12 protein-coding genes are annotated in these 13,043 nt (G+C 73.7%); 7 read left to right on the top strand and 5 right to left on the bottom strand.

Annotated features, from left to right (window positions below; translation table 11 throughout):
* Positions 1–30 precede the first annotated feature (30 nt).
* Positions 31–1,422 carry a dihydrolipoyl dehydrogenase gene (gene lpdA / locus H7344_RS06825; protein ID WP_229707064.1) on the bottom strand — a complete coding sequence of 464 codons (1,392 nt, stop codon included), beginning with the start codon at positions 1,420–1,422 and terminating at the stop codon, positions 31–33.
* Positions 1,423–1,540: 118 nt separating this feature from the next.
* Here lpdA and H7344_RS06820 point away from each other — a divergent pair, with 118 nt between their 5' ends.
* The 3 genes from H7344_RS06820 (at position 1,541) to H7344_RS06810 (ending at position 4,166) form a co-directional block, all read left to right on the top strand.
* Positions 1,541–1,900 carry a hypothetical protein gene (locus H7344_RS06820; protein ID WP_222130335.1) on the top strand — a complete coding sequence of 120 codons (360 nt, stop codon included), beginning with the start codon at positions 1,541–1,543 and terminating at the stop codon, positions 1,898–1,900.
* Between the two features lie 252 nt (positions 1,901–2,152).
* Positions 2,153–3,466, top strand: coding sequence for an HNH endonuclease signature motif containing protein (locus H7344_RS06815; RefSeq protein ID WP_186345260.1), 1,314 nt, complete (start codon positions 2,153–2,155; stop codon positions 3,464–3,466).
* Positions 3,467–3,560: 94 nt separating this feature from the next.
* Entirely contained in the window at positions 3,561–4,166 is a 606-nt protein-coding gene (locus tag H7344_RS06810; protein WP_186345259.1) for a class I SAM-dependent methyltransferase, read from the top strand.
* A 37-nt stretch (positions 4,167–4,203) separates the two neighbouring features.
* On the opposite strand, the gene H7344_RS06805 is transcribed toward H7344_RS06810, so the two are convergent.
* Together H7344_RS06805 and H7344_RS06800 are read right to left on the bottom strand one after the other, a co-directional pair.
* Positions 4,204–5,238 (bottom strand): MerR family transcriptional regulator, encoded by a 1,035-nt coding sequence (locus H7344_RS06805; RefSeq protein ID WP_186345258.1) that lies wholly within the window; start codon positions 5,236–5,238, stop codon positions 4,204–4,206.
* An 80-nt stretch (positions 5,239–5,318) separates the two neighbouring features.
* Positions 5,319–6,830, bottom strand: coding sequence for a leucyl aminopeptidase (locus H7344_RS06800; protein WP_229707065.1), 1,512 nt, complete (start codon positions 6,828–6,830; stop codon positions 5,319–5,321).
* A 39-nt stretch (positions 6,831–6,869) separates the two neighbouring features.
* Between H7344_RS06800 and gcvT the strand changes: the two genes are divergently transcribed.
* The 4 genes from gcvT (at position 6,870) to H7344_RS06780 (ending at position 10,638) form a co-directional block, all read left to right on the top strand.
* Positions 6,870–8,009, top strand: coding sequence for a glycine cleavage system aminomethyltransferase GcvT (gene gcvT / locus H7344_RS06795; protein ID WP_186345256.1), 1,140 nt, complete (start codon positions 6,870–6,872; stop codon positions 8,007–8,009).
* Positions 8,006–8,263 (top strand): hypothetical protein, encoded by a 258-nt coding sequence (locus H7344_RS06790; RefSeq protein ID WP_186345255.1) that lies wholly within the window; start codon positions 8,006–8,008, stop codon positions 8,261–8,263. Before gcvT ends, H7344_RS06790 begins: the two co-directional genes overlap by 4 nt.
* 18 nt (positions 8,264–8,281) lie before the next feature.
* Positions 8,282–9,748: a hypothetical protein gene (locus H7344_RS06785; RefSeq protein ID WP_186345254.1), complete on the top strand. Its 1,467-nt coding sequence runs from the start codon at positions 8,282–8,284 to the stop codon at positions 9,746–9,748.
* Positions 9,749–9,873: 125 nt separating this feature from the next.
* Positions 9,874–10,638: a hypothetical protein gene (locus H7344_RS06780; protein ID WP_186345253.1), complete on the top strand. Its 765-nt coding sequence runs from the start codon at positions 9,874–9,876 to the stop codon at positions 10,636–10,638.
* Positions 10,639–10,650: 12 nt separating this feature from the next.
* On the opposite strand, the gene H7344_RS06775 is transcribed toward H7344_RS06780, so the two are convergent.
* Together H7344_RS06775 and H7344_RS06770 are read right to left on the bottom strand one after the other, a co-directional pair.
* Positions 10,651–11,340: a response regulator transcription factor gene (locus tag H7344_RS06775; protein WP_229707066.1), complete on the bottom strand. Its 690-nt coding sequence runs from the start codon at positions 11,338–11,340 to the stop codon at positions 10,651–10,653.
* On the bottom strand, positions 11,337–12,797 hold the full coding sequence (locus H7344_RS06770; protein WP_186345252.1) for a sensor histidine kinase: 1,461 nt from the start codon (positions 12,795–12,797) through the stop codon (positions 11,337–11,339). Before H7344_RS06770 ends, H7344_RS06775 begins: the two co-directional genes overlap by 4 nt.
* Positions 12,798–13,043 lie beyond the last annotated feature (246 nt).

Here is a 13,043-nt window from a genome sequence, read left to right as displayed (position 1 = left end):
AGTTCCTTCGCTCTTCGGTGGTTGCGGTGGTCAGGAGTGCGCGTGGAGGGGCTTGCCGGCCAGAGCCAGGTGCGCCTCGCCGAGCGCCTCGTTCTGCGTGGGGTGGGCGTGGACGAGCGGGGCGACGTCCTCCGGGTACCCCTCCCAGCCGTAGATCAGCTGAGCCTCGCCGACGAGCTCGCCTACGCGCTCGCCGACCAGGTGGATGCCGACGACGGGGCCGTCGGTGCGACGGACGAGCTTCACGAAGCCCTGCGTCTTGAGGATCTGGCTCTTGCCGTTGCCGCCGAGGTCGTAGGTCACCGTCTCGATGCCGTCGGCGCCGAACCGCTCCGCGGCGGTCCGCTCGTCGAGCCCGACCGAGGCGACCTCGGGGGAGGAGTACGTCACGCGCGGGATCGCCGTCTCGTCGACCGGCCGCGGGTCGAGTCCCGCGATGTCCTCGGCCACGAAGATGCCCTGCTGGAAGCCGCGGTGCGCCAGCTGGAGCCCCGGGACGATGTCGCCGACGGCGTACACGCCCTCGGCGCTGGTGCGGCAGCGCTCGTCCGTCAGCACGAACCCGCGCTCCATCGCGACGCCCTGCTCGTCGTAACCCAGGCCCTCGGTGACCGGTCCGCGGCCGACCGCGACGAGCATCAGCTCCGCCTCGATCGTGCTCTGCTCGCCGGCCTCGGTCTCGACGGTGACGCGCACGCCGTCGTCGGTGTGCTCGACCGACGAGAAGCGGGTGCCGGTGCGGAAGGCGATGCCGCGCTTGCGAAACGCGCGCTCGAGCGCCTTGGAGCTGGCCTCGTCCTCGGCCGCGACCAGGCGGGGGAGGGCCTCGACGATGGTGACCTCGGCGCCGAAGCTGCGCCACACGCTCGCGAACTCGCAGCCGATGACGCCTCCGCCGAGCACCACGACGCTGCGCGGCACGCGGTCGAGCCGCAGGGCGTGGTCGGAGGTGAGCACCCGCTCGCCGTCGACCTCGAGGCCAGGCAGGCTTCGGGCGTGGGAGCCGGAGGCGAGCACGACGTGGCGGCCGGTGATCGTGGTGTCGCCGACGGTGACCTGCTTCGGGCCGGTGAGCCGGCCCTCGCCCTCGACCACGGTGATGCCACGGCTCTTGACCAGACCGGTGAGGCCCTTGAAGAGGCGGCTGACGACGCCGTCCTTGTAGCTGTTGACGCCGGTCATGTCGATGCCGTCGAGCGTGGCCCGGACGCCGAACTGCTCGGACTCGCGGGCGCTGTCGGCGACCTCGGCGGCGTGCAGCAGCGCCTTGGTCGGGATGCAGCCGACGTGCAGGCAGGTGCCGCCGACCTTGGCCTTCTCGACGAGTCCCACGGTCAGGCCGAGCTGGGCCGCGCGGAGCGCGCAGGCATAGCCACCGGAACCCGCACCGAGGATGAGTACGTCGTAGTCGGCGTCGGCCACCGTGGTCCTTCCCTGTCGGCCTCGGCTCCTCTGGATCGCAGGGGAGCGCCCGACCATCTTTGCACCCTTTCCGGGCGTGTCCACACCGGGTCGGGCCCGCCCCGGCAGACTGGTGCCCATGGCATGGACCGACCGTTTCCGACGTCGCCCGCGGACGAGCAAGCCCGCGACCGACGGACACCGCACCGGCTCCACGCGGGTGCGTGCGTCGGACAAGGTGGACGAGCAGCACCTGCGCACCTGGGTCGAGGAGCGTCGCGGCGTCGAGGGGTTCGTCGAGCCCCGCACCGCCGTCAGCGACGTGACCCTCCTCCTCGTCGCCCACGACGGGGAGTGGACCCGCCGTCGCGTCCCCTCGGTCGAGTGGGCCCACCGCTTCTGCAACGGCTTCCAGATCCCCTCCTACGACGCCGCCGTCGTCGGCATCCCCCAGCGGATGCGCGACTACAACCGTCGTCGCAAGCAGCAGGGGTTGTAGGTCTGCCGTTGGTCGAGCAGCGAGCCCGGCCAGCGTCGGCGAGGGTCGACGAGGGTCGACGAGACCGCTGGCAGCCGACTACGGCCTGCGGGCCCCGGGTGGTTGCGGTACTGGCAGCGACGGGGACGGGTGCGCCGCGGGTCGCTCGCCGTCGCCGGCTCGCGGCTGGTGAGGAGCGCGCGCCGAAATCACGCGTCCAAAGCTCTCGAGCGACCCCTTTCATACGAACACGTGTTCGAGTAGAATGAGGCCATGACACTGGCCCATCTCGCGACACCGGAGACCACGCTGGACGACCCAGCCATGGTCCTCGCTGCCGCGCGGGCCAACCAACGCGAGGCCGACGCAGCCGAGGTCCGCGTCCTCCAGGCTGCGGTCGAGTGGTGCGCGATGCACCCCGCCGAGTCGCTGGCGGAGTCGGCGTCGTGGGCGACGATGCAGGGCTTCGGCGACCAGCCCGTCGGCCTCGCCGGCGACGGCGCGCCCCTGGTGACGGAGTTCGCGGTCGTCGAGCTCGCCGCCGCCCTCGGGAAGTCTCTGGACGCCGGACGTGCGTACCTGTCCGAGGCGCTCGAGCTGCGCTACCGGCTCCCCAAGGTGTGGGCGAAGGTCACCGGCGGCGACCTCCCCGCCTGGAAGGCCCGGACGATCGCCCGCAAGACCCTCCCGCTCCCGAAGGCGGGCGCACGGTTCGTCGACACCCACGTCGCCCAGTTCGCTTCGTCGATCAGCCCCGCCGCGCTCGGCCGCCTGGTCGACGAAGCGCTGGTGCGGTTCGACCCCGACGAGGCCGAGCGGATCCGGTTCGAACGCACCGAAGCGCGCCATGTCACCGTGCAGACCCGACAGGTGTCCTTCGACGGCCACGTCGACGTCTGGGCCACCCTCGACCTCGCCGACGCGCTCGACCTCGAGGACGCGATCGCGAAGGGCGCGGACCGCCTCGCCGCGCTCGGCTCGCGTGAGGTCGAAGGGTCGCGCCGTGCCACCGCGCTCGGTGACATGGCTCGCCGGCAGCTGGTCCTGGAGTTCGACACCGACCCCAAACCGATGGTCGTCCACGTCCACCAGCACCCCGACCCCCACACCGGCGAGCCCGTCCTCGACCAGGTCGTGCGCGTCGAGAACGTCCGCGGGTTCGTCCTGACCGGTCAGCTCGCCGAGTGGTGCACCCGCGCCGCCAAGATGACGATCAAGCCGGTCATCGACCTGGCCGAACGCATCCACGTCGAGGCCTACGAGGTCCCCGACCGCCTCTCCGAGCAGACCCGGCTCCGCGACCACCACTGCGTCTTCCCCTGGTGCACCCGCCCCGCCTTCCAGCACTCCAAGGTCGACGACGACCACGTCGTCCCCCACAACCGCGGCGGCCCCACCGCCACCGAGAACATCGGCCCCCTCTGCAGACGTCACCACCGCGCCAAGACCCACGGCGGCTGGCAGCACTCCTCACCCAGCCCGGGCAGCTACCACTGGACCAGCCCCTCCGGCGTCACCTACACCGTCGACCACCACGGCACCCACGACCACGACACCGACCCACCCGGACACCCGCCCGAGCAGTAGCCACCCCGTCCCCGCACCCCGCCGAAGCACCTGGTCGGCGGGGTACGGGCACGTCGTCCGTCTGTTGTTGCGCCTCGTCGCCTACGGTCGCCGCATGGCGGACGCCGACGAGATCGCGGCCTGGGACGGCGAAGCCGACACCTTCGACGTGGTCGCTGACCACGGCCTGCGCGATCCCGCCGTGCGAGGTGCCTGGAGGGAGCTGCTCCTGGGCGTGCTGCCCGAGCCGCCTGCACGGGTCGCCGACCTCGGGTGCGGCACCGGCACGTTGTCGGTGCTCCTCGCCGAGTCCGGCTTCGAGGTCGACGGACTCGACTTCTCCCCGCGGATGATCGCGCGTGCTGAGCAGAAGGCGAACGGCCCTGACGGCCTTGACGGCCTGCGCTTCACGGAGGCCGACGTGTTCGACCCGCCGCTCGCCGAGGCGACGTACGACGTGGTCCTCTGCCGGCACGTCCTCTGGGCGATGCCGGACCCCGCGGTCGCCCTGGGACGCTGGCTCCGGCTGCTCACACCCACTGGCCGGCTGCTGCTGGTCGAGGGGCGTTGGTCGAACGGCGTCGGGTTGTCGGCCGAGCACACCGTGCGGCTCGTCGAGGAGGCCGGGCGGACCGCGGCCCTGACCCGCCTCGTCGACCCCGCGTTCTGGGGTCGGAGGATCGACGACGACCGCTATCTCGTCGTCGGCACGGACTGGTGACGGGTCCCGACGGCGGGCGATCGGCACGCCCGGGACGTCAGTCGACCAAGTCGGCCACCACCACCGACCAGTTGTCGGGAGCGCCTGCGGCCTCGACGGCTCCAGCGACGGCGTCTGCCACCACGGCGGGCTCGGCGTGCGCGGTCAGGAGGGCGGCCAGGGTGGCGACATCGAGCGCGGAGTGGACGCCGTCCGTGGTCAGCACGAAGCGGTCGCCCGGCTCGGCCACCCGCACCGCCAGGTCGGGGTCGGAGGACGTGCCGGCGCTCAGCGCACGGTTGATGAGCACACGGCGGTCGTCGAGGAGGGCTTCGTCGGCGCGGAGCCGCCCCTCGTCGACGAGGGTCTGCACGACCGTGTGGTCGCGGGTCAGTCGCTCGACCCGGCCGTCCCGGACGAGGTAGGCCCGGGAGTCGCCGAGGTGGGCGAGCAGCACCTCGCGGCCCACGACGACCAGCGCGGTCACCGTCGTGCCGTCCTCCGGGGAGCGGGAGGTGGCGACGACCGCGTCCGCGGCGCGGCGCACGGCGGCGTCCAGCTCGGCGACGGACCGGGGCGAGCCGAGGACAGCGAGCGCGGCGTCGGCGACGCCGAAGGTGCGGCCGAAGCCGTCGGCCACGGCGACCAGCGTGCGGTCGACGCGGACGGCGTCCAGCTGGATGTCACGGGCGCCGATGCCGGTGCGCGTGGCGCTGCTGAGGTGCAGGGTCAGGGCGTGGCCCACGGGTTCCTCCTCGGGAGACAGCTCCTCGACGAGGCCGGCCACGATGCGGCGGGCGGTGGCGGCGTCGGCCTCGACCTGGCGCCAGTACGACGTCAGCTCGGCCGCGGCGGCGGCCGGCGGGAGGTCCGCGACGACCCGGATCCTGGCCAGCGGGATGCCGGCGAGGCGCAGTCGTGCGACGAGCCGGGCCCGGGCGAGCTGTCCGGCGGCGTACCGCCGGTAGCCGGTGGCGGCGTCGACCTCCGCCGGTGTCAGCAGCGCCATCTCGTCGTAGAGCCGCAGCGCCTTGACGGTCAGCCCGCTCGCGTGGGCGAAGTCGCCGATGGTGAGCAGCGGTTCGTCGGACATCTCGCCTCCTCGTCACCGGCGCGGGTGCGCCGGTGACGGCACGGTGCCGCCTGCCCCAGGGGGAGGGTCAAGCCCGCCGCTCAGCCCTTCGCGACGAGCGCCCGGGCGTAGTCGACGAGGGTGGCGACGGCGACGCCGGTGCCGCCGGGGGTGACGTGGCCCGACGGGCCGCTCGAGGCGAACGACGGGCCGGCGATGTCGAGGTGGGCCCAGGGCAGCCCGGCGGTGAACTCGCGCAGGAACGCGGCGGCGTACAGCCCGCCACCCCAGCGGATCCAGTCGTGCTGGGCCAGGTCGGCGATCTTGCTGGAGGTGATCCGCTCGCGCATGTGCTCGGGGATCGGCATCGGCCAGAACTCCTCGCCGGCGACGACGGCGGCGTCGAGCACGTCCTGGACGACGGCGTCGGTGCCCATGACGCCGGCGACCTTGTCGCCGAGCGCGACGACCATGTGGCCGGTGAGGGTGGCGACGTCGAGGATCGTGTCGGGCTGCTGCTCGGTGGCACGGACGAGCGCGTCAGCGAGGATCAACCGGCCCTCGGCGTCGGTGTTGAGGACCTCGACGGTGGTGCCGCCGTAGATGCGGAGCACGTCGCCGGGGCGGGTGGCGTTGCCGGAGATCATGTTCTCGGCCATCGGGACGAACGTGCTGACCTTGACCGGCAGGCCGAGCGCGGCGATCGCGAGGGTCGCCTGGACGACGGCGGCGGCGCCGGCCATGTCGGACTTCATCTCGTGCATGCCCTGGGCCGGCTTGATCGACAGGCCGCCGGAGTCGAACGTGATGCCCTTCCCGACGAGCGCCAGGTGGTGCTTCGCGCCGCGGGGAGCGTAGGTCAGCTCGACCAGGCGCGGGGGGGCGTCCGAACCGGCGCCGACACCGAGGATGCCGCCGCAGCCGAGCTCGGCGAGCGCGGCCTCGTCGTGGACCGTGATCCCGATCTTCGGGGCGCCACGGCCCTTGGTGGCGGCCTTCGTCGCGGCGACGACGGCGTCGGCGAAGGTGGGCGGGCGGAGGTCGCCGGGAGGGGTGTTCACCCAGTCGCGGGTGGCGGCCACGGCGTCGGCGACGACCTGCGCCTCCTCCAGCGCGGCGGCCGTCTCCTTCTTGCGGGCGGCGGGGGACAGCACGACGACCTCGGCCGGCGCGGAGTCCTGGGCGTCCTTGGCGTCCTTCTTGTACGCCGTGAACGCGTAGCCGCCCAGCCGGTGGCCCTCGACCACGGCGCGGACCAGGTCGGGCGACGAGGCGGGCAGCGCGAGCGCGACCGAGGCGGCGTTGGTGACCGCGCGGGCCGAGGCGCCGGCCGCGCGGCGTACGCCGGCGGGCGTGACCTCCTTGCCGAGCCCGACGAGCACCAGCAGCGGGGTCGCGACCGTGTCGCCGGTCGGCACCTTCACGACCTCGCCGGCCTTCCCGGTCACCCCGAGCGTGGACAGCAGCGGGCGCAGCTTGCGGCCGTAGGCCTTCGCGACGTCGTCGCCGCCCTCGGCGAGCCCGGGGCCGTCACCGCCCTGCAGGACTCCGACCACCACCGCGTCGGTCGTGGTCTTGGCGGGGCTGGCGTTGCGCAGTGTGTACGACGTCACCCGAGGAAGGATAGACACGTGCTGGGGTAGGTTCCGGGCATGGCCGAGGACCCCACGTCGGACCCCACCCAGGACACGGCCCTGCTGCGGTCGCCGCTCCACGAGCGGCATGTCGCGCTCGGCGCGAAGATGGCCGAGTTCGGCGGCTGGTCGATGCCGCTGGAGTACGCCGCCGGCACCGTCAAGGAGCACACGGCGGTGCGCGAGGCGGTCGGCGTGTTCGACGTCAGCCACCTCGGCAAGGCGATCGTGTCGGGCCCCGGCGCCGCGGCGTACGTCAACAGCACGCTGACCAACGACCTCGGGCGGATCGTCCCGGGCAAGGCGCAGTACACGCTGTGCTGCGACGACGCGACCGGCGGCGTCGTCGACGACCTCATCGTCTACCTGCACGACGACGAGCACGTGCTGCTCGTCCCGAACGCCGCCAACACCGCCGAGGTGGTCCGCCGGCTGCAGGCCGAAGCGCCCGAAGGGGTCACGGTCGAGGACCAGCACCGCGACCACGCGGTGCTGGCGGTCCAGGGGCCGCTGTCCGACGAGGTGCTCACCGCGGTCGGGCTGCCGGCCGGCCACGACTACATGTCGTTCGTCGTCGCGCCGTTCGCCGGCACCGAGGTGGTGGTCTGCCGCACCGGCTACACCGGCGAGCGCGGCTACGAGCTGATCGCTCCCGCCGACGCTGCTCTCGCGCTCTGGGACGCCCTGGTCGAGGCGGGGGAGCCGCACGGGATGCTCGCCTGCGGCCTGGGGTCGCGCGACACGCTGCGCACCGAGATGGGCTACCCGCTGCACGGGCAGGACATCGCCCTCGACGTCACGCCGAACGAGGCGCGGATCGGCTGGGCCGTCGGCTGGTCGAAGCCGGCGTTCTGGGGCCGCGACGTGCTGCTCGCCGAGCGGGAGGCCGGCCCGAAGCGGGTGCTGCGCGGCCTCGTCGCGACCGGCCGGGGCATCCCTCGCCCGGGCATGAGCGTCTCGCTGACCGCCGACGTGCTGCTCGGCGAGGTCACCTCGGGCACGTTCTCCCCGACGCTGCGCAAGGGCGTCGGCCTCGCGCTGCTGCCGGCGTTCGTCGACCCCGGGGCGGAGGTCGGCGTCGACATCCGCGGCCGGCGCGAGATCTTCCAGCTGACCAAGCCGCCGTTCGTGCGTACCAACGTCCGGAGCAGCGAGTGAACCTCCCCGAGCAGCCCAGCACCTTCCGCCCGCCGACGGAGTCCGAGCGCCCCTGGTGGTGGCGGCTGGAGAACGCCGCCGGCGAGGAGGTCAGGGTCGAGGGTCACCTCGGCACCGAGCGCTTCAGCAACCAGTCCGACGCCGAGTCGTGGGTGGGCGAGGTCTTCGCCGAGCTGGCCGCCGAGGGGGTCGACGCGGTGACGCTCTTCGAGCTCGAGCGTCGCGTCTACGGCCCCATGTCGCTGCACCCCTAGGCCGCTGCGGGAGGACGGTTGCGCGCGGCGGACGACTTCCCGGACTACCTCGCCGCACGGTGGGCGCCGCTGGTCCGCGTCGCCGTCCTGCTCGGCTGGTCGCGCGCGCTCGCCGAGCGCATCGTCGCCGCCGCCCTCGGCTCGTGCCGCCGGGACTGGCGCGAGCTGAGCGACACCGGCGACCTCGACGGCGAGGTGCTCGCCACCCTCGCGGCGACCACGGCCCAGGCCCGTCGGCACGGCCTCGGCCCGGACGGCCCAGAGGACCCCGCCGACCCCACGGACGACGGGGCCGTCGACCACCACGTCGCCACGTACGCCGCTCTCGACGCTCTGCCGGACCGCGAGCGGACCAGGCTCGTCGTGGCGGCGGTGCTCGGCCGGGGGAGGACCGACCACGCGGCGCTCCTCGACGACGTACGCCGCGTGGCGGCGGCCGTCCGGGTCGGGCCGGCGCCGGGCCCGGAGGAGCTGCCGACCCGGCTGGTGCCGCGGCGCACCGGCCGGCTGGTGGTCGTGGGTGTGGCCGTGGTCGGGCTGCTGGTGGCGGCGACGTACGCGCTGGGCGTGGTTCGCCCCGACGGAACCGGCGGCCCCGACGACCCGGACGGGCGAGGGGTGCAGCGCCTCGCGCCCGTCGAGGTGGAGGAGGCGCCGAACCCGGTGCCCGTGTCGTGGTGGGCCGACGGCGTGCTGCACCTCGCGGCGGTGTCGCTGCGCGTGCCGGGGGTCGTCGACCTGGCCGAGGTCCACGACGGCGCGGTCGTCACCGACGACGACGGGCGGGTCGTGCGCGTGCGCGAGGACGGCGAGCGGGCCCTGCTCGGTCGGCACGTCGGGGGGTCGGGACTTGCGGCCGACGAGGGGACGACCATCGCCTGGATCGAGCCCGACGGGACGGTGGTCGTCCACGACCTGTTCACCGACCGGGACGTGGACCGGCGCCGCCTCGACATCGTCGACCTGGCCACCGTGCGGGTGGTCAGCCTCGACGGCGGCGCGGTCCACCTCACGTCCTCCTACGGCGACGTCCGCTGGGCGCCGGGCGACACCTCGACCACCGTGGCGCAGCCGCCGGTGCTCGTGGACCGCGCGTCGGGGGCCACGCTGAGCCGGGTCGGTCCGGGGACCGTCCGCGTCGAGCAGCCGTTCTTCAGCGTGGGCTTCACGCGTCCGGGCGACGGCGGCTCGATCTCCCCGGACGGCTCGGTCGTCGTCACCACCACGGCGGACGACCGATCGGCGTACGGCACGGTCCGCGCGTACGACACCCGCTCCGGCGAACGGCTCCCCACCGGCCTGGGGCCGGACGACGTCGCGCTCGCTCTCGAGCCAGGCCGCCCCGACCTCGTCACGTACGTCGTGGCGCCGCCCGCCACGTCAGGCCGGCTCGAGCTCCGCAGCTGCCGGCTCCGCACCGGTCGCTGCCGGTCCCACCTCGCCCTGCCGGCGAGCGACGGCGTACCGGTGCTGGCCGCACGTTGACGAACCTCGTCCCAATTCGCGGATTCCCCTCCCATGTCCGCCCGGGCGGCCCCATGCTGATCGGGTGAACGGTCGTGCACGAACGGCCGTGCGGGGGGAACCGATCGAGCGTTGACGGGACTGCCATGCGTGCTGACACGGAGGACCGCGCGCCGCTGCGCGTCCTGGCGGACCAGCGTGCCGTCGGCGAGGCCCTGGCCGCCGCGCTCACGATCCAGGGCCTCCCGGCTCGGGGCGAGGTGTGGGGCGCGCCCTCGGACGTGGACGACGGGCCGGACGAACCGGACGTGCCCGGCAGGGCGGCCGGCCCCCGCGGCGCCGCGGCACAGGTGGCCGGGGTCATCTGCTGCGCCGTCGACGACGGTCTCGCGCTGGCCCACCTGCGGGCGTACCTCGCGCGGTCGCTGCGGGCTTGGGTCGTGGTCGTGGACCCGCCGTCGGACGCTCGGTGGGGCGCGCTCTACGCGTCCGGCGCGTGTGAGGTCGTCAGCACCGGGCGTGGCCTCGCCGACCTCGTCTCGGCGGTCCAGCGGTCGAGCACCGACGACACCAGGCGGGCGACGCAGGCGTTGTTCCGCGACTGGGTCACCTCCTGCCCGGTCGAGGCGGGGATCCTGGAGTCCCTGACCGGGATGCCTGCGAGCGGCCGGGCGGCGCTGCGCCGGCTGGACCACGGTGGCTCGGGCACGGCGACCGGCGGGAGCCGGCCCGACGCCGACGGCGTCACCGAGGTGACCGAGGCGGTCGAGGCGGTCGAGGGGTCCTTCCTCCTCACGGCGATCGACCGGCTCGGGGTGGCCGACGAGCTCGCCGCCGCCGCGGCGCTGCGTGCCCTCGACGCCTCCCCGCTCTTCGAGCACAGCCCCGGACGCAGCGGCGCCTGGTTGTGACCGGCGGACCGGTCAGCGCGGTGGCGGCACCCAGCCGACGTGGTGGGCGAGGCCGACCGCCGCGAGCTGGGAGGACACCTCGAGCTTGGCGAGGATCGACTTGACCTGGGTGCGCACGGTCGCCTCCGAGACCACCTTGTCCGCAGCGATGTCGCGGACGGCCTTGCCCCGCACGAGCATCGCGAGGACCTCCCGCTCCCGCTGGGTCAGCCGGTCCAGCCGCTGGCGGGCCAGCTGCTTGTCGCTGCGCTCCTCGTGCCAGACCCGCAACAGCTCCTCACGCTCGGCGACGTCGGTCACCGGCAGCCCCTGCACGAGCCTGCGGACGGTCGAGAGGATGTCGCTCAACGGCCGGGACTTGCTCAGCACCTTGCGAGCGCCGAGCCGGAGGCACTCGCCCCAACGACCCTTGTCGGGGCTCGCGGTCACCACGACGACGTTGACGCCGCCCCGGGCGAGCGGGCCGATGAGCCGGGTCGCGTCGCCCAGCCGACCGAGGTCCAGGTCGAGCAGCACGATGCGTGGCCGGGCGGCCAGGATGGCCGAGAGGATCGAGGCCATCGAGCCGCTGTCCTCCGGGATGGCGACGCGACGCACGTCGTAGCCCTCGAGGGTGAACACCATGTCCAGGGAGTCGGCGAAGAGCGTGTGGTCCTCGACCAGCGCGATCCGCGTCGCATGGCGCGCGGCCGCGCTCGTCACGGGGCGGTCCTGTCGTCAGCGTCGTGGTGTGGAGGGGGCGGGTGGGCCCCGGCCGCCGGGACGGTGACCAGGAAGGTCGTCCCGGCGGAGCTGCTCGACTCGACGTCCAGGCTGCCGGCCTGCTCGGTCATCAGTCGGTGGGCGACGTTGAGGCCGATGCCCTGGCCGCGGGAGGACGCCCCGCGGCTGCCCCAGTGGAACAGGCGCGCCCTCGTCGCGGGGTCGATCCCCGGCCCGCGGTCGCAGACCCGGACCTCGACGCGGTCGCCCCTGCGGCTCAGGTCGAGGCGGGTGTCGGTCCCGGCGTGCTGTGCGGCGTTCTCCAGCAGGATGTTGACGACGGCGGCGAGGTCGTCGGGCCGGCACCACGCACGCAGCCCGGTGGGTGACCAGTGCACGGCCCGCCCGCGTGAGCGGTGCGCGACGACGAGCGGCTCGACGAGCTGGTCGACGTCGACCTCCTCCACCGGCCCGACCTGGCGGTCGGACAACAACCGCTGGAGCCGCGCCACCTCGAGGTCGACCATCCGCTCCAGGTCGCGGCGGCGGGACTGCGCAGGCAGCGTGCCCTCGTGCAGGAGTCGCGAGGCGTGGGCGATGCCGGCGAGGGTGGCGTTGATCTCGTGCAGCCGGGCCCGGTCCACCCGCACACCGGCCTCCAGGTGCTCGACCTGTTCGCGGAGGCCGCGGAGGGCACCACGCTGACGGCTGAGGGCGAGCTGCAGCACGTCGAAGCCGGTCGTGGCCAGCACCACACCGCCGGTCACGGTCAGGGCGATCGCAATCACGTCGCTGCCGGGGAAGGTCACCTGGGCCTGGGGTACCAGCAGGTGGCTCACGGCGAGCACCACGACGGCGGTGGCCACCCGGGCGCGCACCCACGAAGGAGTGTTGCGCAAGCGAACCAGGAGCAGTGCGGTGAACAGGGCGGCGAGGAAGAGCACGGAGGCCAGCACGACGTCGAGGGCCGCGGAGTCCCAGGAGGCAGGGGCGTGGAGGACGGCGGCCCGCAGGGCGGCCACCCCGATCCCGGCGAGCAACCCCGAGACGAGTGGGTCGACGGGCAGCACCTTCCGCGCGGCGAGCACGATGAGCACGATGATGGCCACCTGGACGGCGATGTCGATCGCCGCCTGCCACGACAGGTGGCTCGCGACCGACGCGGGACGTGCCAGACGCACGGCGGCCGTGCCGAGCCCCTGGGCCCCGACGAAGATGACGGCGGCGGCGAACCACCCCATCGGCGGCTCCTGGCACACCCGCCAGGCGACGTAGAAGAGCAGGCCGGCGACCACCACCGAGGGGTAGACGAGCAGCTCGTGCGCCAGCGCAGCGTCCTCGACGTCGCGATACCCCGGCACCAGCCACAGGGCGAGAGGGAGTGGCGCGCCCACGAGCAGCAGGACCAGCAGGACCTGCCCCGCCGCGTGGCGGTCCACTCCGTTCGCCCTACTCATCCCCGGCCTCCATCGGTGTACACCGCCTGGATGCTGGTTGCCCGAGCTCGCAGCCTTCGACGCGTCGGCGTGGCCCGAAGCAGTCGCCCCCCACGTGGTGATCCCTGTGCTCATGCCCTGCACCGTCTTCGCGCCTGGCTCGACACGACACGATTCACGTTCCGTATACCGCAAAGTGGGGAATCTAACACTCGCGGTTCGGGTCAAATCTGGCCCGTTCGTGCTATGGCGCCGCGTGGTAAGTCG

It is taken from the genome of Nocardioides deserti (assembly GCF_014266025.1).
GTDB classification, from domain to species: Bacteria; Actinomycetota; Actinomycetes; order Propionibacteriales; family Nocardioidaceae; genus Nocardioides; species Nocardioides deserti.
The sequence above is the reverse complement of the archived record's forward strand: the minus strand, read 5'-3'. Positions and strand labels throughout refer to the sequence as shown.

Excerpts from the sequence above, each read along its gene's own strand:
- H7344_RS06820 (WP_222130335.1), top strand. The coding sequence starts at position 1,541 with ATGGCATGGACCGACCGTTTCCGACGTCGCCCGCGGACGAGCAAGCCC.
- H7344_RS06815 (WP_186345260.1), top strand. The coding sequence starts at position 2,153 with ATGACACTGGCCCATCTCGCGACACCGGAGACCACGCTGGACGACCCA.
- H7344_RS06810 (WP_186345259.1), top strand. The coding sequence starts at position 3,561 with ATGGCGGACGCCGACGAGATCGCGGCCTGGGACGGCGAAGCCGACACC.
- H7344_RS06805 (WP_186345258.1), bottom strand. The coding sequence starts at position 5,238 with ATGTCCGACGAACCGCTGCTCACCATCGGCGACTTCGCCCACGCGAGC.
- gcvT (WP_186345256.1), top strand. The coding sequence starts at position 6,870 with ATGGCCGAGGACCCCACGTCGGACCCCACCCAGGACACGGCCCTGCTG.
- H7344_RS06780 (WP_186345253.1), top strand. The coding sequence starts at position 9,874 with ATGCGTGCTGACACGGAGGACCGCGCGCCGCTGCGCGTCCTGGCGGAC.
- H7344_RS06770 (WP_186345252.1), bottom strand. The coding sequence starts at position 12,797 with ATGAGTAGGGCGAACGGAGTGGACCGCCACGCGGCGGGGCAGGTCCTG.